This window comes from Microbacterium gorillae (assembly GCF_050990725.1).
Lineage (GTDB): Bacteria > Actinomycetota > Actinomycetes > Actinomycetales > Microbacteriaceae > Microbacterium > Microbacterium gorillae_A.
Map to the genome: position 1 here is coordinate 2,210,683 of NZ_CP158844.1, position 22,713 is coordinate 2,233,395.

At 66.1% G+C, this 22,713-nt stretch carries 26 protein-coding genes; 12 read left to right on the forward strand and 14 right to left on the reverse strand.

The window, feature by feature from the left end; all coding sequences use genetic code 11:
* Positions 1 to 167 precede the first annotated feature (167 nt).
* On the reverse strand, positions 168 to 740 hold the full coding sequence (locus ABTV68_RS09985; protein WP_433677481.1) for a DUF308 domain-containing protein: 573 nt from the start codon (positions 738 to 740) through the stop codon (positions 168 to 170).
* A gap of 119 nt (positions 741 to 859) precedes the next feature.
* On the opposite strand from ABTV68_RS09985, the gene ABTV68_RS09990 reads away from it, so the two are divergent.
* Positions 860 to 1,447, forward strand: coding sequence for a TetR/AcrR family transcriptional regulator (locus ABTV68_RS09990; protein WP_433677482.1), 588 nt, complete (start codon positions 860 to 862; stop codon positions 1,445 to 1,447).
* A gap of 120 nt (positions 1,448 to 1,567) precedes the next feature.
* Here the strand turns inward: ABTV68_RS09990 and ABTV68_RS09995 are convergent, their stop codons facing one another.
* The 6 genes from ABTV68_RS09995 to ABTV68_RS10020 form a co-directional block, all read right to left on the reverse strand.
* On the reverse strand, positions 1,568 to 2,260 hold the full coding sequence (locus tag ABTV68_RS09995) for a cation diffusion facilitator family transporter (RefSeq protein WP_433677483.1): 693 nt from the start codon (positions 2,258 to 2,260) through the stop codon (positions 1,568 to 1,570).
* Positions 2,257 to 2,601: an ArsR/SmtB family transcription factor gene (locus tag ABTV68_RS10000; RefSeq protein WP_433677484.1), complete on the reverse strand. Its 345-nt coding sequence runs from the start codon at positions 2,599 to 2,601 to the stop codon at positions 2,257 to 2,259. The genes ABTV68_RS09995 and ABTV68_RS10000 overlap by 4 nt, the downstream gene beginning before the upstream one ends.
* Before the next feature lie 158 nt (positions 2,602 to 2,759).
* Complete coding sequence (locus ABTV68_RS10005; RefSeq protein ID WP_433677485.1) at positions 2,760 to 3,023, reverse strand: hypothetical protein; 264 nt, start codon at positions 3,021 to 3,023, stop codon at positions 2,760 to 2,762.
* Complete coding sequence (locus tag ABTV68_RS10010) at positions 3,016 to 3,789, reverse strand: tyrosine-type recombinase/integrase (RefSeq protein WP_433677486.1); 774 nt, start codon at positions 3,787 to 3,789, stop codon at positions 3,016 to 3,018. Before ABTV68_RS10010 ends, ABTV68_RS10005 begins: the two co-directional genes overlap by 8 nt.
* Before the next feature lie 1,047 nt (positions 3,790 to 4,836).
* On the reverse strand, positions 4,837 to 5,616 hold the full coding sequence (locus ABTV68_RS10015; RefSeq protein ID WP_433677487.1) for an ABC transporter permease: 780 nt from the start codon (positions 5,614 to 5,616) through the stop codon (positions 4,837 to 4,839).
* Entirely contained in the window at positions 5,609 to 6,418 is an 810-nt protein-coding gene (locus tag ABTV68_RS10020; RefSeq protein WP_433677488.1) for an ABC transporter ATP-binding protein, read from the reverse strand. The genes ABTV68_RS10015 and ABTV68_RS10020 overlap by 8 nt, the downstream gene beginning before the upstream one ends.
* Before the next feature lie 524 nt (positions 6,419 to 6,942).
* On the opposite strand from ABTV68_RS10020, the gene ABTV68_RS10025 reads away from it, so the two are divergent.
* Positions 6,943 to 7,692 carry a VC0807 family protein gene (locus ABTV68_RS10025; RefSeq protein WP_433677489.1) on the forward strand — a complete coding sequence of 250 codons (750 nt, stop codon included), beginning with the start codon at positions 6,943 to 6,945 and terminating at the stop codon, positions 7,690 to 7,692.
* Positions 7,693 to 7,826: 134 nt separating this feature from the next.
* On the opposite strand, the gene ABTV68_RS10030 is transcribed toward ABTV68_RS10025, so the two are convergent.
* From ABTV68_RS10030 to ABTV68_RS10045, 4 genes are all read right to left on the reverse strand, one after another.
* Positions 7,827 to 8,873, reverse strand: a complete 1,047-nt coding sequence (locus ABTV68_RS10030) for a hypothetical protein (protein ID WP_433677490.1) — start codon at positions 8,871 to 8,873, stop codon at positions 7,827 to 7,829.
* Complete coding sequence (locus tag ABTV68_RS10035) at positions 8,848 to 9,453, reverse strand: RNA polymerase sigma factor (RefSeq protein WP_433677491.1); 606 nt, start codon at positions 9,451 to 9,453, stop codon at positions 8,848 to 8,850. The genes ABTV68_RS10030 and ABTV68_RS10035 overlap by 26 nt, the downstream gene beginning before the upstream one ends.
* 188 nt (positions 9,454 to 9,641) lie before the next feature.
* Complete coding sequence (locus ABTV68_RS10040) at positions 9,642 to 10,166, reverse strand: AAA family ATPase (protein ID WP_433677492.1); 525 nt, start codon at positions 10,164 to 10,166, stop codon at positions 9,642 to 9,644.
* Positions 10,135 to 10,497: a hypothetical protein gene (locus tag ABTV68_RS10045; RefSeq protein WP_433677493.1), complete on the reverse strand. Its 363-nt coding sequence runs from the start codon at positions 10,495 to 10,497 to the stop codon at positions 10,135 to 10,137. The genes ABTV68_RS10040 and ABTV68_RS10045 overlap by 32 nt, the downstream gene beginning before the upstream one ends.
* Positions 10,498 to 10,590: 93 nt before the next feature.
* Here ABTV68_RS10045 and ABTV68_RS10050 point away from each other — a divergent pair, with 93 nt between their 5' ends.
* Positions 10,591 to 11,046 carry a hypothetical protein gene (locus tag ABTV68_RS10050; RefSeq protein ID WP_433677494.1) on the forward strand — a complete coding sequence of 152 codons (456 nt, stop codon included), beginning with the start codon at positions 10,591 to 10,593 and terminating at the stop codon, positions 11,044 to 11,046.
* Positions 11,043 to 11,336: a transcriptional regulator gene (locus tag ABTV68_RS10055; RefSeq protein ID WP_433677495.1), complete on the forward strand. Its 294-nt coding sequence runs from the start codon at positions 11,043 to 11,045 to the stop codon at positions 11,334 to 11,336. Before ABTV68_RS10050 ends, ABTV68_RS10055 begins: the two co-directional genes overlap by 4 nt.
* A gap of 79 nt (positions 11,337 to 11,415) precedes the next feature.
* On the opposite strand, the gene ABTV68_RS10060 is transcribed toward ABTV68_RS10055, so the two are convergent.
* On the reverse strand, positions 11,416 to 12,507 hold the full coding sequence (locus ABTV68_RS10060) for a LacI family DNA-binding transcriptional regulator (protein WP_433677496.1): 1,092 nt from the start codon (positions 12,505 to 12,507) through the stop codon (positions 11,416 to 11,418).
* A gap of 151 nt (positions 12,508 to 12,658) precedes the next feature.
* Here ABTV68_RS10060 and ABTV68_RS10065 point away from each other — a divergent pair, with 151 nt between their 5' ends.
* The 8 genes from ABTV68_RS10065 to ABTV68_RS10100 all read left to right on the forward strand — a co-directional run bounded on the left by ABTV68_RS10065 (position 12,659) and on the right by ABTV68_RS10100 (position 20,505).
* Complete coding sequence (locus ABTV68_RS10065) at positions 12,659 to 13,873, forward strand: sugar ABC transporter substrate-binding protein (RefSeq protein WP_433677497.1); 1,215 nt, start codon at positions 12,659 to 12,661, stop codon at positions 13,871 to 13,873.
* A 7-nt stretch (positions 13,874 to 13,880) separates the two neighbouring features.
* The gene (locus ABTV68_RS10070) at positions 13,881 to 14,804 is read left to right on the forward strand and encodes a carbohydrate ABC transporter permease (RefSeq protein ID WP_433677498.1); all 924 of its coding nucleotides are present in this window, start codon (positions 13,881 to 13,883) and stop codon (positions 14,802 to 14,804) included.
* A gap of 19 nt (positions 14,805 to 14,823) precedes the next feature.
* Positions 14,824 to 15,687 (forward strand): carbohydrate ABC transporter permease, encoded by an 864-nt coding sequence (locus ABTV68_RS10075; RefSeq protein WP_433677590.1) that lies wholly within the window; start codon positions 14,824 to 14,826, stop codon positions 15,685 to 15,687.
* A 17-nt stretch (positions 15,688 to 15,704) separates the two neighbouring features.
* A complete protein-coding gene (locus ABTV68_RS10080) occupies positions 15,705 to 16,484 on the forward strand; it encodes a ThuA domain-containing protein (protein ID WP_433677499.1) in 780 nt (259 codons plus the stop codon).
* Positions 16,481 to 17,479, forward strand: a complete 999-nt coding sequence (locus ABTV68_RS10085) for a Gfo/Idh/MocA family protein (RefSeq protein ID WP_433677500.1) — start codon at positions 16,481 to 16,483, stop codon at positions 17,477 to 17,479. Before ABTV68_RS10080 ends, ABTV68_RS10085 begins: the two co-directional genes overlap by 4 nt.
* A gap of 92 nt (positions 17,480 to 17,571) precedes the next feature.
* On the forward strand, positions 17,572 to 19,431 hold the full coding sequence (locus ABTV68_RS10090) for a DEAD/DEAH box helicase (protein ID WP_433677501.1): 1,860 nt from the start codon (positions 17,572 to 17,574) through the stop codon (positions 19,429 to 19,431).
* 76 nt (positions 19,432 to 19,507) lie between these two features.
* Positions 19,508 to 20,095 carry a TetR/AcrR family transcriptional regulator gene (locus ABTV68_RS10095; protein ID WP_433677502.1) on the forward strand — a complete coding sequence of 196 codons (588 nt, stop codon included), beginning with the start codon at positions 19,508 to 19,510 and terminating at the stop codon, positions 20,093 to 20,095.
* A gap of 41 nt (positions 20,096 to 20,136) precedes the next feature.
* Positions 20,137 to 20,505 carry a hypothetical protein gene (locus ABTV68_RS10100; RefSeq protein ID WP_433677503.1) on the forward strand — a complete coding sequence of 123 codons (369 nt, stop codon included), beginning with the start codon at positions 20,137 to 20,139 and terminating at the stop codon, positions 20,503 to 20,505.
* A gap of 84 nt (positions 20,506 to 20,589) precedes the next feature.
* On the opposite strand, the gene ABTV68_RS10105 is transcribed toward ABTV68_RS10100, so the two are convergent.
* Positions 20,590 to 21,342, reverse strand: coding sequence for an SGNH/GDSL hydrolase family protein (locus tag ABTV68_RS10105; RefSeq protein ID WP_433677591.1), 753 nt, complete (start codon positions 21,340 to 21,342; stop codon positions 20,590 to 20,592).
* Positions 21,343 to 21,369: 27 nt separating this feature from the next.
* A complete protein-coding gene (locus ABTV68_RS10110) occupies positions 21,370 to 22,713 on the reverse strand; it encodes an MFS transporter (RefSeq protein WP_433677504.1) in 1,344 nt (447 codons plus the stop codon).

Consider the following 22,713-nt stretch of genomic DNA (forward strand, 5'->3'; position numbering starts at 1 on the left):
GTCTGCCAGACGCCGGATCGTGGCCGGGACAAGCGCGTCCATCACGGCTGTCAACGCGGCAACCCGAGCATGGCGATGCGAAGGTCAAATGCACCGGACAGCAATCCCACGGAGGACAGCCTCGCGAGGAATCCGGTGTCAGTGGGCGGTGCGCGAGCCCGACCAGCTCACGCGTCGTGACGGAGCTTCGCGCTGAGTCGGATCGCCGACACCAGGAAGAAGATCGCGCCGACGGCGGCGTAGCCCGCTGCTCCAACGATCGCGGAGCCGCCCTGCAGCCCCTGGAGCAAGAAGGCCGCGCCGGCGAAGACGGAGATTCCGCCCGAGAGCATCTGTGCAACCTGACCGCGCGTGCGGCGATTGCGGATCGCGGTGATCAGCTGCGGGACTCCGGCGACGATGGCCCATGCACCCCAGACAGCGAGGGCGGTGGACAGGGAGAACGACGAGGTGATTCCGAGAATGATGGCGACCGCCACGCTGACGACGATGCTGACCAATTCCGAGGCTCGCGACCGATGAGCGTCCGGGGTCGCGCGCAGTTGCCACAACACGGCACCCGCATCGAAGAGTGGATAAATGACGAGCAACGCTGTGAGAACGGGGGAGGGGGCGGCAAGGGATGTCGCCACAGCAGCCGTCACACCCACCCAGATGATTGCGAAGGCGAAGCGGACGAAGTAGAGGCTGCGCAGCGATCGGCTTTGCGCGAGCGCGGTTGCGCCATCTGTGGTGGTCATGATTTTCCTGTCCTGTGGGGTTGTTAAGTGCGGAAGTAGAGTTACTAGTTCGTCTACATGATTGAAGGTAGACTAGTTCGTACACCAACGCAACCGGTGGGGAAGATCTCGAGGTCCGCATGAGCGCAGAAACGCCAACAGAAGCAACGCAGCGCCGCTCAGCCGGGGCGACGCGCGAGCGAATCCTTGAGGCGAGCAGTCGACTGTTCTACGCGCAGGGAATTCGGGCGACAAGCGCTGATCGCATCATCGAAGATGTCGGCATCACGAAGGTCACGTTCTATCGTCATTTCCCGACGAAAAGTGATCTCACCGTGGCGTATCTCACCCAACAGGCCGCGATGGAACGGGGCTGGTTCGAAGGCGCGCGCATCCCGGGCGAACCAGTCGCGTCGCTGCGTGCCATTGCAGCCGGAATCGGCACGGCGAGTTGCAGTCCTGGATTTCGAGGATGCGCGTTCATCAACGCCGCCGCGGAGTTCGCCGACGTCGAGGATCCGGTGCGCACCACAGTCGACGCGCATCGCACGTGGATGCTGAGCGAGTTCGCCAGCATCGCCGCAGAGGCCAACGTGGATGACCCCGAGCAGGTCGCGCGCACACTCATGATGCTGCGCGACGGTGCCATGGTGAACGGCTACCTGGGCGACGCCGATCACGTCGCAGAGTCGCTGACAATCGGGTTCACTACTGCGCTGGGAGCATGAACGCCTGGTTGACCCTGGACAGTGTGGCGACTGGCAAGCACCCGTGTCACGTCGTACTGAGTTAGGTGACGCGTGAGCTCCATGGTCCTGACATCGACTCCTCTTCGGCTCAGCTGAGCCTCAGAAATTTGTTCGATTCTCGTGGGTGTCGTGGTGGTCGTCGTGCTCGTCCTCGAGGAGCATCCCGACGGATGTGGCGCAGGCATCGCCCTGCCAGGCATCGATGCCCTCCCGGATCGCGAATGCGGCGATAACTAGGCCCGCGACTGCGTCTGCCCACCACCATCCGAACAAGCTGTTCACGATGAGTCCGATGAGCACTGCGGCGGACAAGTAGGTGCAGATTAGGGTCTGTTTCGAGTCAGCGACCGCGGTGGCGGATCCCAACTCGCGTCCGGTCCGGCGTTCGGCGAGGGACAGGAACGGCATGATGATGACGCTGAGCGCAGTGACGACGAGGCCGAGGGTGGAGTGCTCGACGGCGGCTTGACCGATGAGCGCGAGCACGGACGTCGCTGTGACGTAGACGGCCAGAGCGAAGAATGCGATCGCGATGACGCGGAGCGTGCCCTTCTCCCAGCGCTCGGGGTCGCGTCGGGTGAATTGCCAGGCGACCGCGGCGGCGGAGAGGACCTCGATTGTGGAGTCGAGTCCGAAGCCGATGAGCGCGGAGGACGACGCGACGGTGCCAGCGGCGATCGCGACGATCGCCTCTATCAGGTTGTAACCGATGGTCGCAGTGACGATCCAGCGGATGCGGCGCTGGAGGACGTGCCGGCGGCCGTCCGCCAGCGGGGCATCCGTCGTGGTCATGCGCAGGTGCAGCTTTCTCCGGCGCAGCAGCCGGGCTCGACGTAGAGGACGACGCGCAGCAGCTCGTCGAGCGCCGGGGCCAGGTGGGGGTCGGCGAGCCGATACCAGGTGCGGCGACCGTCTGGCATTGCCTCGACGAGCCCGCAACCGCGAAGGCAGGCGAGTTGGTTCGACATCACCTGGCGGGAGACGCCGAGCGCGTCGGCCAGGTCTGAGGGGTAGGCGGGCGCCTCGCGGAGGGCGAGCAATACCCCCGTGCGCGTGCTGTCGGAGAGTGCGTGCCCGAGTCGTGCCAGCGCTGCAGTGTGGGTGGCTGTCGCGGTTGCCGTGAGGGTTGCCATGCGACCAACAATACAGCGTTCCATGAATTAACGGAAGCGTGTACTAACTGGTGTCGGGTGAACATGCTGCGGCTTGGCGGGGGAGGGGTTGTTGTCTCATCGCCTTCACGTTGGCGATGTATTTGGCGTAGGTGGCGCCGGAGTCGACAGAGTGCCGCTCAAGGGGTTGTCGGGGCATAGCCGAGCGCTTCCGCGGCGATGGTGACGGGGGCGAGCTTGGTGAGTTCATTGATGGTGCCCAGTCGCGCGGCGCGGACTTGAAGATGCTGTCGCAGTCGATTGGCGAGATGGTCGGGATTGACTGGCTGTCCCGGCTTCTGGCCGGGGAAGACCCAGGTGCTGTTCGGGTGTGCGGCGGTCTGCTGATTTCGTGGTGTCTGGCGCAGCTGCCAGTTGTAGCCGATGCGGCGGTGCTCAGGCACTTCGGCCCTCCTGCAGCTGTGCGACGCGTTGCGCGATCATCCGGTGGATCTCCTTCTGCTTGAAGTCGGCTGAGACGCTCGTGTAGATGCCAGTTTTCGAGGCGTTCTGGTGTCCAACCTGTGTCTGAACGAACGTCGGATCGTAGCCGGCTTCGAGGAGGTGGGTGACATACGAGTGGCGCAGGCAATGGAGCGACGCGTGGTTGACGTTCGCTGGGCCATAGAGTCGCGCCGCCCTCAGCCTTCGGAAAGCGATCTCGCTGACCAGGGGAGAGCCAATACTCGAGAAGAGGATCACCCACTCGAACTCCGGGACAGTCAACACTGTGCGCCGTCGCGGGCCTGACCCGGCAGTGCCCTTGCCCCAGCGAACCGTCAGCGCGCCGTAGACGCCGTAGGCCGGGACGTGAGGATTGGGCCCGAAGTCCACCAGTTCGAGCATCGTGAGCTCGCGTTTACGAAGGCCGAAGGCATAGCAGAGCTTGAACGCCACGGAGTTCCTGAGCAGACTCATCCAGCGTCTCGAGCCGGCGGCATACTCCCTGTCGACCGCGTCGTCCATATGGTCGAACAACGCCTGAAGTTCCGGACGAGTCAGAGCCCGCCGCGACGCCGGGACCGCGCTGTCGGACGTGTGGTGCGGAGAGTTCCAGTCGAAGACAATCTGAGACGGGACGTCGCCGAACGTGCCCTCGCAGTAGTCGACCCAGCCATAAGCAGGATTGGTCGCATAGCTGCAGAACTCGCCGATGCCGCCGGCATACATCCTCACCGTCGACCGTGCGCGGGGCTCACCATTGGCCTTCGGCTCGCTCGCAAACTAATGCACGAAACCGACGCCGGTCTGGTGATGACGTGCAAGCACGGGTTCCTAGCGGCGTTCCTCGCGTTCCTGGAATCCGCGTTCGATCGGGACTTCCTTACTGGCACGCTTGAATACTGAGTGATTGCATCTAATGCGACTCAGGTAGTCTGTTGCCGATAATGCACATTATGTCAGATCGTAACGGGTACATCTGCGGAACTTGCAGATGTACCCTCCCCTGATAGCCGGGTTACCGAGTTCTCGAATAGCACGCGGATCAGGACTATTCCGGTCAGTCTGAATGTGGTTGGTGGCGCTCGGGGTGCCTCGCTTGTGCGGGCGCTGAGATGTGCTCTGAACTGGGATTCTCTACGCGCCTCTTGCAGGTTCTGCATCTTCTCTGCAAGATTTGCACTCGATGGATGGGGTTGGTGGTTGGGCGGCTGAGCTGGCTGCCAGTGCCCGACATGCAGGCGGATCCGGATGCCTTTCTGAGCGAAGTCTTGACCGGGTGGAAGCGTCAGCAGCTCGCGCGCTTCGTCGTTGGAGCGTTCGCGAGGCGACCTCGTTGCGGACTGCCTGGACGCTACCGCCGGCGTCGAATGACGACGAATACCACCACCATGACAACGAACAGAGTAGTGAGAACCGCGACCAGGGCTCCGCTGCTGATTCCCATCCGGTCCTCCTTCGGCATCCGCGGGCCTTGTCAGTGGCGCCAGTTTCTCACACAAATGAGGGTTCTCTGCAGCGATAGCTACAAGATCGAGGGCTGAGCTGAAATGACGGCCTCACAAGTCGGTCGCTCAAATCCCCGAAGCAACCAAGCCCTGATCGCAGTCCCCCGTTACTCTCTTTGTGGCCCTCTCGGCGGCCATGCTGAGCGGTGACGGCCTGCCGGGCTCGGCATGAGTTCTGCCCCCCTGTCCTTGATGATCCGTACGTTCGCCTGAACGAGGAGAACTCCGCCCCCGAACGCAGCGGCTCGGTCGCGACGGGCGCCGCGCCTCAGCGCGCCTCCCACTGGAACCAGCGGATCCCGATCCCCGCGAACACGACCAGGTAGCCCGCGACAGCGACGATCGCCCATCCGTCGTCGCTCGTCCACGCAGCGGTGCCCTGCGCCGCGGTGAACAGCGTCATCAGGGCGCCGACCGGCGACCACTTCGCGATGTTGGTGAACGTGTCGCCGAGCACGCCGGAGATCCCGAGGATGCCGAGCAGGAGCAGGACGACGTAGAGCACCCTGCCGAGGGCGTTCACGGCCGTCGACGAGCGCAGCAGGCCCACGACCGCCTGCCCGATGCCGAGGAACATCGCGGCTCCGTAGAGGGCGACAGCGAGGATCAGCAGGTAGGTGCCCACCCCGTAGCTGAGGCCGTGCATGATGCCGCCGACGACGATCACGACGATCGCCGTGACGATCGCGGCCGCGAACTGCACGAGGAGTCGGCTCAGCATGATCGCCCAGGTCGGAGTCGGAGTCACGCGCAGCCGCTGAAACACGCCCGCCTCGCGATCGCGCGCCACGGTGATCGAATACCCCAGCAAGGCGGACGACAGCAGTCCGTAGCTGAGCGCCAGCGCGATCATCATGGCCGGACCCGCCGCACCGAATCCTGCGCCGCCCCTGCGCGTCGCCTGATTCGTGATGATCAGCATGACGATCGGCACGGCGAGGTTCAGGATCAGCGTCTGCCTGCTGCGCAGGAGCACCATGAAATCGGCGGTGAGGAGCGAGCGCAGGGTGAGCCCGATCGGCGGCCGGGCGACGGTGGCATCAGTCACGGAGATCACTTCCCGTCAGGGCGATGAACACGTCTTCCAGGGTCGGGTCGCCGTGCGCGATCGCACGCACGCGCCGGTCGTCCCGGTGCGTCGCGATGAGCTCGGCGGGGCTGCCGGTGGTGACGATCCTGCCGTGGTCGATGATGACGATGCGATCGCACACGGCCTGAGCCTCCTCCATGGAGTGAGTCGTGAGCAGGATGCTTCCGCCTCGTCGTCGAGAGGCCTCGATGCGCTGCCACAGGCTGCGACGGGACTGCGGATCCAGGCCGCTCGTCGGCTCGTCCAGCAGGAGCAGGAGCGGATCGTGCAGAGTCGCTATGAGCAACGAGAAACGCTGGGCCTGCCCTCCGGACAGTCCTTTGAGCCGCTTCGACGCCTCCTGCTCGAGCCCGATCCCGTCGAGAGCCTCCCGTGCCGCCGTCCGCGTCAAAGGCACGCCATAGAGTCCCGCGTACAGACGCAGGAGCTGCTCGATGTTCAGCTCCGGCTGGAACCCGGAGCTCTGCAGCTGCACCCCCAGCCGGGCGCGGGCGTCGATCGGATGGCGCAGGGCGTCGATCCCGTCGACCAGCACCGAGCCGCGCGATGGTCGGCGCAGACCCTCGATCACGCTGAGCGTCGTGGTCTTTCCTGCGCCGTTCGGCCCGAGCAGCCCGAGGATCTTCCCTCGCGCGATACGGAGGCTGATCCCGTCGACCGCGATCCGCGCGCCGTAGGACACGACCAGATCCTCGACCTCGAGCACGGCGCCGCTGGTCGCCGTCTCATCGGTCCTCGTCTCCCCTGATGGTGTGGACATGACTCCCCCCTTCGAGCAGCAGTCATCCTCCAGCCGTTCGCTATCAAACACCCATGAACATCCGGGGATGTTGCTGCCGGGCGTCGAGGCCGACGTATCTACCCGGAACTGATAACCCCGTTATCCAGTCGTAGTCTGATTGCTCCCCTATTTCGCGCGTCACAGCCCCTCCGAGCATTTAGTCGAAGGTGTACGCACCAGGCGACCATCCAGTGACGTCTGCGAGCGTGCCGCGCCAGCTTGAGACCTTCAGAACCTTCGGTCCCGTAAGGATGACGACGTCACGCATGTGAATGTAGCGACGAGCCAGCAACGGTAGATCCTTCGCGATGCGCTCCGCCCGCCACTTGTTCACGTCCTCTCGGAGCATCTGGGTGGCTAAGGAGAATCCCCGCGCCATCGCGTGCTACCTCCGCAATGGATTCAGGTTCGACGGTGTTGAGCGTTCTGACCCCACGGTGCCCGCGATCACTGACGCCCAGATGGTGCGCTAGAGCTCTTCTCCCCCGTGTACAGTCGGGGCCATGACGGCGGACGTGGAGAGCACAACGGCAAAGCCGTGGTTCCTCCGCCTGGTCGTCGGGCTCGTCCTCGACGTGGGCATCTGGCTGGGCCTGTACTACCTGGTTCTTGCGCTCGGCGGCGGTGTGATCGGCGGCTTGATCGCGGCCGGCAGCGTCGCCCTGGTCCGCGCGATCTACCTCGGCATCCGAACGCGCACCCTCGACGCCTTCTTGGCCCTGGTCGTCCTCTCCTTCATCGCGTCGATCCTTCTCGCGCTCCTGACGGCCGACCCACGGGTGCTGCTGTGGAAGGGCGTCCTGATGACGGCGGTGTGGGGCATCACGACGCTCCTGACACTCAGGTTCGCGAAGCCTCTTCTGTTCAGCATCACGCAGCGATTGGTCGCTCCCGGCCCTGACGGTTATCGCGAATGGTCACGACTGTGGGCAACAAGCACCCCCTTTCGGTGGCTGTACCGCCGGTTGACGCTTGTGTGGGGCGCCACATTCCTCGTTCTGGCGGTGGTCCAATCGGCGATGATCATCATGCTGTCTGCGCAACTCGCCGCACCCGTCGGCGCGGCTGTCTCCCAGGTTGTCTACATCGGCCTGATCGCGTGGACCATTGCATATTCTCGATACGCCGAACGGAGCCTCAACCGCCCACTTGTCGACGACGACAACGACCCGCACACGGCGTCCGACAGTCCGCAACTGGCGTCCAATCCAGCAGTGCACGGCCCTCTCCCTCAGCGGGACGCGCCACAGTGAGGTGAGAACGAGGATGAGGCCGCCAGGTCGTCTCGCGAACTGGTGCTCTGGGGTGAGTCACTACCCAGACCCGTGTCCGATCACGGGCCGATGCCCCCGACTCCCTACAGGAATCGGGGCCATCGGCCGGCGCACTACGGCAGCGGTGCGGAGTCGACGACCTCGTACGTGTAGGTCTGTCGGCTCTGCCACTCAGGCAGCCCCTCAAGGGTCGGCTCGCCCCCGGTGAGTGCGGGCGACGAGGTCATCCCCAGCACAAGACCGCGCGAGGTGTCGATGTCGATCAGCGTCCAGGCCGTCCACCACTCGGTCGACCAGGTGAACCGGATCGTCGTCACGCCACCCTCCACAGATTCGACTGTCGACCCAGGGAGCAGTCCCAGCACCCGCAGCCAGGCGGCGCGTCGCTCGGGCGGCGCGGCACCGTCCGTGAGCCGCGCCGTCAGCGTCTCGACGATGGAGCTATCGGATTCTGCACTCTGCGCATCCTCGGCGCCCACAGACAATCGAAGTGATGCGAGGAGCTCCTGCGGGTCGGTCGGCTCGTCTTCCCAGGACTCGCGACCGTCGAGCGTGTAAACCTGGTCTGCTTGACCGCTGTCACCAGGCGCGCTGTAGGTCCCGCCGGGAGCCGCCAGTATCGAGCCGAAAAGCGCGACATGCTCGGCAGCGGCTTGGTCCGCATCAGGCCCGTAGGTCACCACGAGCTCGTCCGGAGCAACCGCGACCACCCAGTCCTGGCTCTGATCCGCGGGAACATAGAGCTCCCTCGTCTGCCGTACCTGGAGGGCGGCCTCGGCATCCGCGGGGTCTCCATTGTTGAAGTGCGACATCTCGTCCGGCATATCGATGTCCCAGTACGCGAATCCGTCCACGCTGCTCGTGATCTTGAGGTACTTCCCCGCCGGCACGTCGAACGCTTCTCCGATGACAGCGATCTCCGCCGCCTTCTCGAACACTGCGGCCGCCGCCGGTGCCAGCACCGACCCGGCCACGATCGCCCCGGTCACGCATGCGGTGACCAGACCTCCCGCACCGATCCATGCCGCGCGGCGCCTTCGGGCCGGTTTCCGCACGGAGCGGGTGATCTCCTGCAGCAGCACGCGACGTGCGGCCGCTACCTGCGAATCATCCACGTGCTCATCGGCGCGAATCTCACGCACTCGTTCCAAAAGCTGCATCGCTCTCCTCCTTCGCCATCCAGGTCAACCGTGCCGCGCCGTGGGATCCGGGCGGCGCGAGCTTGCGTCGGACGCGGTTCAGTCGCGATCGGACGGTACCGACCGGCACATGCAGTGCCTCCGCGATCTGCTCGTAGGTGAGATCGCCCCACGCATACAGCAGCAGCGTGTCTCGGTCCTTCGACGAGAGCGCCGCGATGCGCGGACCCAATGCCCGCACCGCTGCGGACGCGTCGAGCCGCTCATCAGCTTCGCGATCGTGGGATCCGGCGAATCTGTCCTCGACGACCGAGGCGCGATCGAACGCCTTCCACTGTGCGGCTTCACTCGCGCGGTGGCGTTTGATCACCCTCGTCGCGATCCCCAGAAGCCACGGACGCGCCGAGTCATAGCGACGATCGAACGAGGTCCTCCGTCGGAATGCGATCAGGAAGGTCTCGCTGAGGACGTCGTCCACCGCCGCGCCTCCGACACGTCTTCGCGCGTAGTCACCGATCGTTTTCGCATGCCGATCGAAGATCTCCGCGAACAGCGCGGGACTGTCCGTGGAGGCCTCGATGATCTCACTGTCTGTGCTCACACTAGGTATTCCTCATTCCCGGCAACGTGGTTCACACTTTTCCACGCCGGTCGATTCGAGGGCGGAGGCGTGAGCGGTGCCGCTCCGCGGCGGGTGATTACCGAGAGCGCATCGCGGGCCGACTCGATGAACCGCCCACGGCGGAGTGGATGCGCATCAGGACTGCGGACTCGCGCTCATCGACTCCCCTATGACGGTGACGCCGCTCCACGTCGCCCGCGCGCCGGCATCGGGTCCCGCAGCAGCGCCTCGATGGCCTCGACCACCTCATCGATCGGCCGCTGCGCATCCAGTTCGACGTCAGCACTGGCACGCAGCAGCGGCTCGATCTCCGCGGTGTGCTGACGGATCAGGGCTTGATCCCGCGCGGATTTCCCGTACGGGTTGTTGATTCGACGGATCACGCGCTCGATGAGCACCTCTACGGGAGCGCTGAGCAGCACGACGACCTCGAAGCGGTCGGAGAAGCGCCCCTGGTTCTCGACGGTGCCCGACACGACGAGCTCACCGTCGGATGCGAGGAGGTCGGTCACGCGTGCCTCATCCCACGTCCCATCGGGGAGCACCCAACCGTCGTAGTCGGTATCCACCGTCCGATGGCCGCGCTTGCGCAGTTCAGCCAGCACCGTGCTCTTGCCGGTGCCGGACATCCCGGTGATCAGGACTCGCGCGCCGCGTCGCTCAGCGGTCATCGACAGGGAGACCGGACTCATCGAAGCTGACCCCTTCGGATTCGAGTCGCTTGCGCGCAGCATGGTGAACGACGCCTCGCTTGCGCGGATCCGGCTCCAGCAGGCTCAGCAGGGTGGCGCGGGAGGCGTTCGGGTGCGCGGCCACCTCGATCCGCGCGCCCCAGAACCGATCGCGCGCGAATCGAGCCAAAACCGCATCGTCGGCGTCTGGGTTGGCCGCGGCGACCGCCCGGATTCCCTGGTTCGGATCTGCCAGCAGCGCCTCGAACTCGTCTGCCGTGTGCGCGCCGCTCGCCAGCACATAGCGGCGCTGTTCGTCCGCGATCTGCTCCGGTGTTTTCCGCTTGCCCATCGTTGCCTCCCGCTCTCGTGGCCCACGCTACCGTCACGGGCATATTGCGGCCGCCACTTTCCATGTTGGAAAGTAGGATCTATACTTTCCAACATGGAAAGCTCAGAAACCCCACGGACTTCGGCCGCCGCCGATCTCGCATTGGTTGGACAGACGCGAGCAGGCCTGCTGCCGCCGCGAGGTTTCGCCCTCGCGTACGACTCACTGTTCAGCGTCATGTGCGGCGCGTTCGTCGCCGGCCAGGCACTGCCACTAATCCCGCGAATCTCCCTGACTGTGGGCGTTCTCCTGGCCGCCGTCGGGTTGATCACCTGGTGGCGAAATCGGATGGGGTGGTGGCTCAGCGGCTACTCGCCGCGCGGAGCACGCTGGGCGAGCATCGTCCTCGTCGTCGTACTGACGGGGCTCGCCTTCTGGGTGATCGCCGTCCCAGAACTCAGCACGAGCATCACCGCGGGGGTAGCGGCAACCATCGCGGCCTTTGCCGCCAGCCGATTCTGGGCGAGAGTCTGGCGCCGCAAGAACGCTGGCGGGAGGAGTACCACGTGAGCGGTCTGGATGAGCGCGTTCACCACCCGGTGCGACTTCAGTTGTGCGCGCTGCTCAACGCGGTCGACGAGGTTGAGTTCGCGTTCGCGCGCCAGCAGATCGGCGTGGCCGACTCCGTGCTGTCGAAGCACGCGAAGGCACTCGAAGAGGCCGGGTACCTCATCGCGCGCAAGGGGCTGAGCGCCGGACGCCGCCGCACCTGGTTCGCCTTCACCGCGACGGGACGTCGAGCGTTTGCCGAGCACATCCAAGAACTGCAGCGTCTCGCCGGAGGCAGCATCCCGCGATGACCGCGGGCCCGCCTGCCGACACCGACGTCCAGATCGGACGATCGACTGCTCCCGTTGCGGCGTGACGGCCACCAACGAGTCAGCGCGTGCCGCCGGGCGGGCGCAGCGCCTCGCCCCGGGGCGCGGCCAGCGACGCGCCCGCGACATGACGACACGCTACGAGATTCTGCGCGCTCGGGGCGACGACACCTCGCTCGAGCACGTCGATCAGCGCCGCCACCCCCTGCCGACCCAGCTGCTCCCCCGGCACCGCCCAGACATCCAAGCGCGGGTCGATCATGGAGGCGATGTCCGCCGTCGAGTCGATCAGTCCCACGGAAAGATCCTCCGGCACCCGCACACCGAGCGCGCGCAAACCCGCGACGAACCCGGCCGCAAGCAGTTCGTCGTGGACCAGCACGGCGGTGGCGGAGCCATGCTGGGCCACCACGCGTCCGGCCGCGGCGAACCCCGCGTCGGCGGTGCGCGCGGCGCCGAAGGCCGCCGTGCGCATTCCGAGATCCCGCCCGATCCGCTCGAACGCCGCGCGGACCCGCAACGGCGGCGCATAGCCTCCGACGTCGTCCGCGTCGGTCACCGTATCCAGGAGGAGCACGTCGCGATGCCCCAGCGCCTGGAGCCGCGCGAGCGCGTCGGCGACGGTTGCGTCAAAGTCGATGTCCACGTATGCGATCCCCGTGACATCCGTCGTCCGCCCGACCAGAGCGAAGGGCACCCCCTGGGCCTGCAGGAACCGGACGCGCGAATCCTCGGCGTGAACCTCCATGACGACCAGCCCCTCGATGAGGCCGGCACCGGTCAACTCGCCGAGCTCGGCATCGGAGCCCACTGTGGGCGAGACGACGAGCGTGTATCCCTGAGCCTGCGCCTCCGCGGCAGCGCTCGTGAAGAACTGGAACGCGGACCCTTGAACGGCCCGCTGCGCCGTCGGATACAGCAGACCGATCACGCGCGTGCGTTTCGAGGCGAGAGCCCGCGCGATGACGTTGCGACGATAACCAGCCTCGGCCATCGCACGTTCCACGCGCTCGCGCGTCTCATCCAACACAGGCTTCGAGCCGTTGATCACGAAGGAGACGGTCGCGACGGAGACGCCGGCAAGGCGCGCGACATCGCGCATGGTCACCGTGTTGGCCGTCATGTTCTCCACCTGCCCGACGTACGCGGCCACGTAGGCCGCTCCCCCATCATGCCCTACTTCCGGCACGAGCATTTAACCGATTAACTGCGGGTTGACATTTGGCGATCACATCGCCACACTCGTTACCAGTAGCCGCGGTTAACCGGTTTACTGACCATCCGTATCGGCAAAGGAGCCCGTGATGAAGAAGTCCACAGCAATCGCATCGGCCGCGATTCTCGCCCTCCCGCTCGCCCTCGCGAGCTGCAGCGGAGGCCCATCGACCAGCAGCGGAGATGCCGACACCATCACGGTGATGGACTACTACAACAACGAGCCGGACAAGACGATGATCGGCGACGTCATCGACGAGTGCGCGGCCACCATCGGCATCACCGTGAAGCGCACCACGGTGCCCGGCAAGGATCTCATCCAGAAGGTGCTGCAGCAGGCATCCAGCAAGACCCTGCCTGACGTGCTCATGCTCGACAACCCCGACGTCCAGCAGATCGCGGCGACCGGTGGCCTGACCCCGCTCGGCGATCTGGGGCTGGACGCCGCGGGCTCCGCGCAGGGCATGGTCGATGCCGGTACGTACGACGGTGAACTGTACGGACTGGCACCCACCGCCAACACGTTGGGCCTGTTCTACAACAAGAAGCTGCTGGAGGAGAAGGGCATCACGCCGCCCACCACGTGGGAGGAGCTGAAGACAGCGGCCGCCGCACTCACCGCGGGCGACCAGTACGGCGTCGCATTCTCAGCCATCGCGACCTACGAAGGGTCCTGGCAGTTCCTGCCCTTCATGTGGACCAACGGTGGCGATGAGACGGATCTCACGTCACCCGAAGTGGCGGAAGCTCTGCAGCTCTGGGTCGATCTCGTCGATGCCGGTTCGGCCTCCGACAGCGTCATCAACTGGTCACAGGGAGATGTCAAAGACCAGTTCGTGGCAGGCAAGGCCGCGATGATGATCAACGGTCCCTGGCAGATTCCATCGCTGGACGCAGAGACCGATCTGGAATGGGGCAGCGTGCAGGTGCCGGTGAACACCGCCGGCCAGACGCCGATCGCCCCGCTCGGCGGCGAACTCTGGACCATCCCGCAGACCGGAGACAAGGCCAAGCAGGCGAACGCCGCGAAGCTCGTCGAGTGCCTCACCACCGATGAGACCGAGATGAAGCTCGGCACCCAGCGATTCACCGTGCCGGTCCGCACGAGTCTCGCTGCCGACTACGTCGCCGAGATGCCCACGATGGAGGCTTTCGCCACGCAGGTGGAGAACGCGCGCTCGCGCACCGGCAAGCTGGGTGAGGAATGGCCCGAGGTCGCGACGCAGATCTACACCGCGATCCAGCTGGCGCTCACCGGCCAGGCCAATGCCGAGGACGCGTTCGCGCAGGCAGCGGCTGGCTGATCGTCCGATGACAAGCGCAACACTTCGGGTCGCTCCCCCGCGCCGCCGCAGTGGGCTGCGGGGTGAGCGCCTCGCGCAACTGCTGTTCATCGCTCCGGCGGTGCTCTACCTCGTGCTGTTCTTCGGCTATCCGGTCATCAAGAACATCACGATGAGCTTCCAGGACTACACGCAGAAGACCTTCTTCACCGGTGAGGCGCCCTGGGTCGGCATCACGAACTATGTCACCGCGATGTCGAGCCAGCTCTTCGTACCCGCGCTGTGGAACACACTCCTGTTCACGGCCGGCTCCATCGTCGGTCAGCTGATCATCGGGCTCGCACTGGCCTCGTTCTTCAAGCGGCGCTTCCCGCTGTCGGGGCTGCTGCGCTCGCTCCTGCTGCTGCCGTGGCTGCTGCCTCTGATCGTGTCCAGCGCCGTGTGGCGCTCGATCCTTGACAAGGACAGCGGGATCCTGAACCAGGTGCTCTCCGCGACAGGGTTGGAAGCCGTGCCCTGGCTGACCAGCACCCAGTTCGCACTGATCGCGGTCATCATGGTGAACATCTGGATCGGCATCCCGTTCAACGTCACGATCCTCTACGGCGGACTGCAGGACATCCCCGAGGAGCTGTACGAGGCCGCCGCGCTCGACGGAGCCACGAGATGGAAGGCGTTCTGGCACATCACCCTGCCGAACCTCCGGCCCGTGCTGAGCGTGGTGCTGGTGCTCGGCGTCGTCTACACGATCAAGGTGCTCGACATCATCCTCGGTCTCACCAACGGCGGTCCGGCCAATGCCACCCAGACCATCGCGGTGCGTTCCTATCAGGAGACGTTCGTCAACTTCGATTTCGGTGTGGGAGCCGCGTTCAGCAACATCCTGATCGTCATCTCGCTCGTCTTCGCCGTCATCTACCTCCGGGCCTCGCGTCGCCCGGTGGACGAGTAAGGAGGTCGTCATGTCCGTGATGTCCGCCGCCACGTCCCGCGTGGTGCTACCTGCGCGTCGTCGCACCCGCGCTCCGCGATCCGCGCGGTCGTGGGTCTACACCGCCATCGGCATCGTAATTCTCGCGGTCATGCTGTTCCCGGTCTACTGGATGATCAACATGTCGTTCCAGCCCTCCGGCAACACGCTCAACAGCGAGTTCTTCCCCACCCAGCCGAGTCTTGACGGCTACGCCATCGCCATCCGCGACCAGGGCGTCAACCTCCTCACCAGCCTCGTGATCTCCCTCGGTGTGGTGGTGGTGAGCCTCGCGATCGCGGCGCCCGCGGCCTACGCGCTCGCGCAGTTCCGTGGCCGCTGGGTGGACGGGGTCCTGTTGGCGATCCTGATCTCGCAGATGATCCCGCACATCGTGATCGCCAACGCGCTCTACACCGCGTACAACGACCTCGGCATGCTGAACTCGATCCTCGGCCTGATCCTCGCCGACTCCACCACCGCGATCCCGTTCGCGATCCTCATCCTCCGAACCGCGATGGCCGCGGTCCCGGTGTCGATCGTGGAAGCAGCCCGCGTGGACGGGGCGGGCCTCTGGCGTGCGTTCGTCTCCATCGTGCTGCCCGGGGCCCGCAACGGCGTCATCACCGCCGCGCTGTTCTCCTTCCTCTTCTCGTGGAGCGACTTCCTCTTCGCCCTCACGCTGACCACCACGGAGGAAGTTCGTCCGGTGACGCTCGGCATCTACACCTATCTCGGAACTCAGGTGGCCAATTGGGGTGCGGTGATGGCAACTGCCGTCCTGTCCTCGATCCCCGCCATCCTGCTCCTCGTCCTCGCCCAGAAGTTCGTCGCCGCCGGGGCCGCCGGCGGCGCCGTGAAGTGAAACAGAAAGCACCCCTCATGACTCAGAACAACCGCCCCGTCCGCGTCCTCGTGTGGGGCGAGAACCGCCACGAGCAATTGGAACCCGAGGTGGCCGCGCGCTACCCCGACGGCATGCACGGCGCCGTCGCCGACGGCATCCGCGAGAACCTCGGCGATGGAGCCGCCGTGGCTACCGTCACCCTCGATGATCCCGAGCACGGCCTCACCGAAGAGATCCTCGCCGGCACCGACGTGCTGGTCTGGTGGGGTCACGCCGCGCACTCCGAGGTGGCGGACGAGATCGTCGACCGCGTGCACCGACACGTGTTGGAGGGGATGGGCCTCGTGGTGCTGCACTCCGGCCACTGGTCGAAGATCTTCCAGAAGCTCATGGGGACCACGTGCACGCTGCGGTGGCGCTCCAAGCACGATCGCGAGATCGTTTGGACCGTCGATCCGACGCACCCCATCGCTCAGGGCGTGCCGCATCCGTTCATCATTCCGGAGCAGGAGATGTACGGCGAGTTCTTCGACGTGCCCGCACCCGACGAGCTGGTGTTCCTGTCCACCTTCTCCGGCGGTGAGGTGTTCCGCAGCGGTATGACCTATCGACGCGGGTACGGCAAGATCTTCTACTTCTCCCCCGGTGACCAGGACTACCCGGTCTACTTCCACGAGCACGTGCGTCGCGTGATCGCGAATGGCGTGCAGTGGGCGCAGACGCTTCGTCCCGAGCGGGAGATCCCCGTGCTGCTGCGCTACGAGACCGAGGACTTCTGGAACGGACAGGGCTACCGCGGAGCGATGGCGCGATGACGGCAGCACCTCTCCGCCTCATTCAGGTGGGCGCCGGTGCGATGGGGCGCGCCTGGCTGAGGACGATCGCCGACAACCCCGACGTGGAGCTGGTCGCGCTCGTCGATCTCAATACGGCGGCCGCGGAACAAGCGGCCATGGAGCACGACGCCGCGGGTATCGTGATCACCGATTCTCTCGAGGACGCCATCACCCGCACGGCACCGGACGCCGTGGTGGACGTCACGGTTCCCGTCGCCCACTCGGTGGTCAACATCACGGCGCTGCGCGCGGGACTGCCCGTGCTCTGCGAGAAGCCGATCGCTCCCACCGTTGCGGACGCACGGGAACAAGCGCGGGTCGCCGAGGAGACCGGGCTGCTGCTCATGACCAGCCAATCCCGTCGCTACTACCGCGCGCTGTCCCGATTCCGCGACCAGATCCGCGCACTCGGTGCGGTCGGCTCCGTGTCCACGAGGTTCTTCAAGGCTCCGCACTTCGGCGGGTTCCGTGAGGAGATGCGGCATGTGCTGCTGGTGGACATGGCCATCCATGCCTTTGACGCGGTGCGCTACCTCACCGGTAGCGATCCGATCGCCGTGGTCTGCGTCGAGTCGAATCCGCCATGGAGCTGGTTCGCTCACGGAGCCAACGCCGTAGCGGTGTTCGAGTTCGAGGACGGCAGCACGTTCACCTACGACGGCAGCTGGTGCGCGCCGGGTGACGAGACCAGCTGGAACGGCTCCTGGTTCGTCAGCGGCGAGCACGGCACCGCCACCTGGGACGGCGACGGCGACCCGGTGTTGACCGGCTCTGTTGAGCTCGCTCACACTCCTGCCAGCGGCCGTGAGGAGATCGCCGGGGCGCTCGAGGACTTCGTGGACGCGGTGCGCACCGGACGCACACCCGACACGGAAGTGCACGCGAACATCGTGAGCCTCGCGATGGTGGAGGCCGCCGTGCTGTCTGCGGAAGAGGGCCGTCGCGTGCTCCTCGCAGAGGTACTGGGTTCCTGAACCGTGGCGATGGGCCGCCGTCACGCACCCGCGCGAGGGCGGCCCATCGGCGTTCCCCCGCAATTCCCTGGAAAAGCCGGTAAAGTCGGCTGGTGACGTCTGACACCCCCACGACCGAATCCACGCCCGACACCGAGGGCGAGATCCTTCCGACCTTCGCCGACCTCGGCATCGACGGCCCCGTGCTGCATGCCATCCGCGACCTGGGCTACGAGCGCCCGTCACAGATCCAGGCCGCCACCATTCCGGTGCTGCTGGAGGGTCACGACGTCGTCGGCATGGCCCAGACCGGAACCGGCAAGACCGCCGCATTCGCGCTGCCGGCGCTGCAGAACCTCGACCCGGCACAGAAGACGCCGCAGATCCTCGTGCTCGCCCCCACGCGCGAACTGGCGCTCCAGGTGGCCGAGGCGTTCGAGAGCTACGCCGCGCGCATGAAGGGCGTCCACGTGCTGGCCGTCTACGGCGGTCAGGGCTACGGTGTGCAGCTGTCCGCCCTCCGTCGCGGCGTGCAGGTCGTGGTCGGTACGCCCGGTCGCGTGATGGACCACCTCGCCAAGGGCACGCTCGACCTCTCCGAGCTGCGGTACCTCGTCCTCGACGAAGCCGACGAGATGCTCAAGATGGGCTTCGCCGAGGACGTCGAGACGATCCTCGCCGAGACGCCCGACACCAAGCAGGTCGCTCTCTTCTCCGCGACGATGCCGCCGCAGATCCGCCGGATGTCGCAGAAGTACCTGAACGAGCCGCGCGAGATCACGATCGCCGGCAAGACCACGACGAACACGAACATCACGCAGCGCTACCTGATCACCTCGTGGCAGCGGAAGGTGGACGCCCTCACGCGCATCCTCGAGGTCGAGAACTTCGACGCGATGATCATCTTCGTGCGCACCAAGAGCGAGACCGAGGGTCTCGCCGAGAAGCTGCGCGCCCGCGGCTACAGCGCCGCCGCGATCAGCGGTGATGTCACCCAGATCCAGCGTGAGAAGACTGTCAACCAGCTGAAGTCGGGCAAGCTCGACATCCTCGTGGCCACCGATGTCGCTGCTCGCGGTCTGGACGTGGAGCGCATCAGCCACGTGGTCAACTACGACATCCCCACCGACACCGAGTCGTACGTGCACCGCATCGGCCGCACGGGTCGCGCGGGTCGTTCGGGCGATGCGATCAGCTTCGTCACACCGCGCGAGCGATACCTGCTGGCGCACATCGAGCGTGCCACGCGTCAGGCACCCACCCAGATGCAGCTGCCGGGCCTCGCGGAGATCAACTCGACGCGACTGGAGCGTTTCGACGACTCGATCACCGCCGCACTGGAAGACGCCGGCCGTGTCGAGCGGTTCCGGGACATCATCGCTCATTACGTGCGCAACCACGATGTGCCCGAGGTGGACGTGGCAGCAGCACTCGCCATCGTGGCGCAGGGCGAGACTCCCCTCCTTCTCGACGAGGACGAGGACCGTGCGTTCCAGGACGAGCTGGCCTCGCTGGAGCGCGGCAAGCAGCGCACCCCGCGCGAGGGCGGCGACCGCGGCACACGCGAGCCGCGTCGCTCGCGTGACGCCGGCGACTTCGCCTCCTACCGCATCGAGGTGGGACGGCGCCACCGCGTCGAGCCGCGTCAGATCGTGGGTGCCCTCGCCAACGAGGGTGGCCTGCGCCGCGACGATTTCGGCGCGATCAACATCCGTCCCGACTTCTCCATCGTGCAGCTGCCGGCGAACCTGTCGTCCGACGTGCTCGACAAGCTGCGCGACACCCGCATCTCCGGTCGTCTCATCGAGATCAAGCCGGATCGGGGCGCCCCGAACCGCCGGCGCAATGACGATGGGGACGACCGCCGTGGCGGGTACCGTCGCGATGACCGTCAGGGTGGCTACGGAGACCGTCGGGAGAATCGCGACGACCGCGGTTACGGCGATCGCAAGCCGCGGCACCGTCGCGACTGAGCGTTTTCGTGCTCCCGCGCCATGCGCGGGAGCAGGACGTTAGCCGCGCGATTGCGGGCGCGGGCATAATCGATCTATGCCGAAGATCTCCGCCGCGACCGTCGCAGAGCACCGCACCGCGCAGCACGCGGCGCTGCTCGCTGCGGCTGAAGAGCTGCTGCTGAGCGACGGCATCGACGCAGTGACCCCGAGCGCCGTCACGTCGCGTGCCGGCCTCGCGCGGTCGACGTTCTATGAGTACTTCCCGTCGAAAGACGACCTTCTCGTCGCCCTCGCGCGTGAGGCGTTCGAGCTCTGGACCAAGGAGCTCGCCGAATCTGTCGCTGTCGCCGAACCCGGCCGCGAGCAGCTGCGCGCGTACATCGCGGCGACCATCCGTCTCGCCGCCGACGGCAAGCACGACCTCGCCACGGTCCTGCGAGGGGTTGCACTCTCCCCCAAGTCCCAGGCGGATATCGTCGCCCTCCACACAGCACTGGATGACCCGCTCGGCGCAATCCTGCGCACTCTCGTCGGCCCCCACGCCCGCACCGCGGCGCCGCTCATCCACGGCCTGCTGGGAAGCGCGATGAAGCTGGCCACGGCGGGACGGCCGGCGGAAGAGGTGACCGACATGGCGACGCGGATGGTGCTCGACGGCATCGGAATCACCACCGAGTCCTGAACCGACTGTTTTCCCGACACAGTGTCGGATAAACTGCGGACATGGACATCCTCATGAACATTCTGCTGGCGCTGCACATCATCGGCGTCGCCAGCCTCCTCGGCGGCATGCTCGTGCAGATGAAGAAGATGAAGACCGGTGAGACCACGATCCTTCCGGCCATCATGCACGGTGCCTGGACGATGCTCGCCACGGGATTGATCATGGTCGGCATCGCGGAGATGAAGTGGCATCCGGGGGCGGCGTTCCACATCTGGCTCGCGATCAAGGTCGTGATCCTGCTTGTCATCGTCGTGATCGCGCTGATGAACCGAAAGAAGCCGAAGCTCGCCGGATGGGTGCTCCCCGTGCTCGTGGTGCTCACGGTGCTCAACATCTTCGTCGCCGTGTTCCGCCCCCAGGGCAGCTGAGACACCGACACGAAGCGCCGGTTGCGCGAGAGGACGCCGAACCTCTCGCCCGACCGGCGCTTTGTTGTTGCAGACCCCGCCCGATCAGACCGCGGGACTCACGGTGATCCAGTCACCGAACTTCGGCGCTCGACCGTCCCCTGAGCTTGTCCGGGTCAGGCGCCGCTTCACCCACGGCAGCACGTGCTCTCGATAGTAGGAGGCGTTGCGGAGCGCCGGCGCGGTGTCGACGACGGGAAGCGACCACCACCCGTCCGGAACCTGCTCGCCGAGCGCACGGAGTACCCGCGCGGCAACGCGGTGGTGACCCCGAGCGTTCATGTGGAGCCGATCCTCGGACCAGTACCCCGGCTGGGAGAGCTCGCGATCCGGCCAGTTCAGCGCCCGGATGACATCGGGCCGGTGTGCGAGGCGCGAGATCACAGCGTCGGACAGCAGATCACCACGGCGTTGGATCAGCGACGACAGCGGGAGCCCGGCGGAGGGGTTCGCACCGGAGAGGATGATGAGCTGGACACCCTCCTCGTCGCACCGACGCAGCACTCGGGAGAACGCATCCGCGATGTGCTCGACATCGGTGGACGGGCGGAGCATGTCGTTGCCGCCGCCATTGAAGGACAGGTGGGTCGGCTTCAGTGCGAGCGCGGGCTCGAGCTGCTCCTCCACGACCGGCCACGCCAGCTTGCCGCGGATGGCCAGGTTCGCGTACTCGATGTCGGCGCCACGCGAGCGGGCCCAGCCCCGCGCGACCAGATCGGCCCAGCCGCGTGGAACGCCGTTCGCATCCTCATCGCCGACTCCTTCCGTGAAGGAATCGCCGATGGCCGCGAACCGGATCTGAGTCACCCACCCAGCCTACGACCGTCAGCGATTGTCGAGCGCGCGACCGCGGAGGTCGCTGAGTCCCCACGTCGCGATGGCCGCGATCGCGAAGAACACCGCGAACACGACGAAGAGAATGGGCACGCTCCCCCATCCCAGCACCCACGGCACCACCAGCGGCGCCACGATTGAAGCGATCCGGCCGACGCCTGCCGCCCAGCCGGATCCGGTCGCGCGGAGTGACGTGGGGTAGGTCTCCGGCGAGACCGCGTACAGCGCACCCCAGGCACCCAGGTTGAAGAAGGAGAGCAGCATGCCGGCGATGATGATGCCCGTCGGGTCGCCGGCCGTGCCGTAGAGCACTGCCGAGACGGCCGAGCCGACCAGGAACACCGACAGCGTGATGCGCCGCCCCCACACCTCGATGAGCCAGGCGGCGACCGCATATCCGGGCAGCTGCGCGAGGGTGATGATGAGCGTGAACTCGAACGACTTGACGAGCGTGTATCCCTGCGCCACTAGCAGCGACGGAATCCAGATGAACGCGCCGTAGTAGGAGAAGTTGACGCAGAACCAGACGAGCCACAGCGAGAGCGTGCGTCCGCGGAACTCGGGTGCGAACAGCGCGCGGAGTCGTCCGCGAATGTTCTCTCGCGGCTTCACGTCGGCGGGCGGCGTCGCCACGGGAACCGTCCGCCCCTTCGCGGAGACCTCGAACTGACGAACGATCAGATCAGCCTCAGCGTGACGGCCGCGCGATTCCAGCCAGCGCGCGGACTCGGGCAGGCCCCAGCGCACGATCAGTGCGTAGATCGCCGGGATCGCACCGAGAGCGAACGCCCAGCGCCAGCCGTCTGGCGAGCTGGGCACGACGAACACGCCGATGACGGCCGCGGCGAGCCAACCCACGGCCCAGAACGCCTCCAGGAAGACAACGACGCGGCCGCGGATACGGGCGGGCGCGAACTCGCTGACGTAGGTCGACGCCACCGGGAGCTCCGAACCGAGTCCGAGACCCACAATGAATCGCAACACGAGCAGGAGTGCAAGTCCGCCGACGAGCGCACTGGCGCCGGTCGCGAGGCCGTACACGAGGAGCGTGATCGCGAACACCTGTCGGCGACCGAACTTATCGGCCAGCAGGCCGCCGAGGCTGGCACCCACTGCCATGCCGACGAAGCCCACCGAGCTGATCAGGCCCAGCTCTTCCTTGCCGAGCTGCCACTGCACGCCGAGCGCGGCGATGATGAAGGAGATCAGTCCCACATCCATGGCGTCGAGCGCCCATCCGAGACCGGATCCCGTGAGGACTCGACCGAGTTTAGGGGTGAACGGGAGCCGATCGAGACGCGTCGCAACGTCGTCCTCGCGGGGGGCTGAGGTCAT

What these genes read in the sequence shown, in the direction of transcription:
- ABTV68_RS09985 (WP_433677481.1), bottom strand. Translation starts at nt 740, where the DNA reads ATGACCACCACAGATGGCGCAACCGCGCTCGCGCAAAGCCGATCGCTG.
- ABTV68_RS09990 (WP_433677482.1), top strand. Translation starts at nt 860, where the DNA reads ATGAGCGCAGAAACGCCAACAGAAGCAACGCAGCGCCGCTCAGCCGGG.
- ABTV68_RS09995 (WP_433677483.1), bottom strand. Translation starts at nt 2,260, where the DNA reads ATGACCACGACGGATGCCCCGCTGGCGGACGGCCGCCGGCACGTCCTC.
- ABTV68_RS10000 (WP_433677484.1), bottom strand. Translation starts at nt 2,601, where the DNA reads ATGGCAACCCTCACGGCAACCGCGACAGCCACCCACACTGCAGCGCTG.
- ABTV68_RS10010 (WP_433677486.1), bottom strand. Translation starts at nt 3,789, where the DNA reads ATGTATGCCGGCGGCATCGGCGAGTTCTGCAGCTATGCGACCAATCCT.
- ABTV68_RS10020 (WP_433677488.1), bottom strand. Translation starts at nt 6,418, where the DNA reads ATGTCCACACCATCAGGGGAGACGAGGACCGATGAGACGGCGACCAGC.
- ABTV68_RS10025 (WP_433677489.1), top strand. Translation starts at nt 6,943, where the DNA reads ATGACGGCGGACGTGGAGAGCACAACGGCAAAGCCGTGGTTCCTCCGC.
- ABTV68_RS10030 (WP_433677490.1), bottom strand. Translation starts at nt 8,873, where the DNA reads ATGCAGCTTTTGGAACGAGTGCGTGAGATTCGCGCCGATGAGCACGTG.
- ABTV68_RS10040 (WP_433677492.1), bottom strand. Translation starts at nt 10,166, where the DNA reads ATGAGTCCGGTCTCCCTGTCGATGACCGCTGAGCGACGCGGCGCGCGA.
- ABTV68_RS10045 (WP_433677493.1), bottom strand. Translation starts at nt 10,497, where the DNA reads ATGGGCAAGCGGAAAACACCGGAGCAGATCGCGGACGAACAGCGCCGC.
- ABTV68_RS10050 (WP_433677494.1), top strand. Translation starts at nt 10,591, where the DNA reads ATGGAAAGCTCAGAAACCCCACGGACTTCGGCCGCCGCCGATCTCGCA.
- ABTV68_RS10065 (WP_433677497.1), top strand. Translation starts at nt 12,659, where the DNA reads ATGAAGAAGTCCACAGCAATCGCATCGGCCGCGATTCTCGCCCTCCCG.
- ABTV68_RS10070 (WP_433677498.1), top strand. Translation starts at nt 13,881, where the DNA reads ATGACAAGCGCAACACTTCGGGTCGCTCCCCCGCGCCGCCGCAGTGGG.
- ABTV68_RS10075 (WP_433677590.1), top strand. Translation starts at nt 14,824, where the DNA reads ATGTCCGCCGCCACGTCCCGCGTGGTGCTACCTGCGCGTCGTCGCACC.
- ABTV68_RS10080 (WP_433677499.1), top strand. Translation starts at nt 15,705, where the DNA reads ATGACTCAGAACAACCGCCCCGTCCGCGTCCTCGTGTGGGGCGAGAAC.
- ABTV68_RS10085 (WP_433677500.1), top strand. Translation starts at nt 16,481, where the DNA reads ATGACGGCAGCACCTCTCCGCCTCATTCAGGTGGGCGCCGGTGCGATG.
- ABTV68_RS10095 (WP_433677502.1), top strand. Translation starts at nt 19,508, where the DNA reads ATGCCGAAGATCTCCGCCGCGACCGTCGCAGAGCACCGCACCGCGCAG.
- ABTV68_RS10100 (WP_433677503.1), top strand. Translation starts at nt 20,137, where the DNA reads ATGGACATCCTCATGAACATTCTGCTGGCGCTGCACATCATCGGCGTC.
- ABTV68_RS10110 (WP_433677504.1), bottom strand. Translation starts at nt 22,713, where the DNA reads ATGACCTCAGCCCCCCGCGAGGACGACGTTGCGACGCGTCTCGATCGG.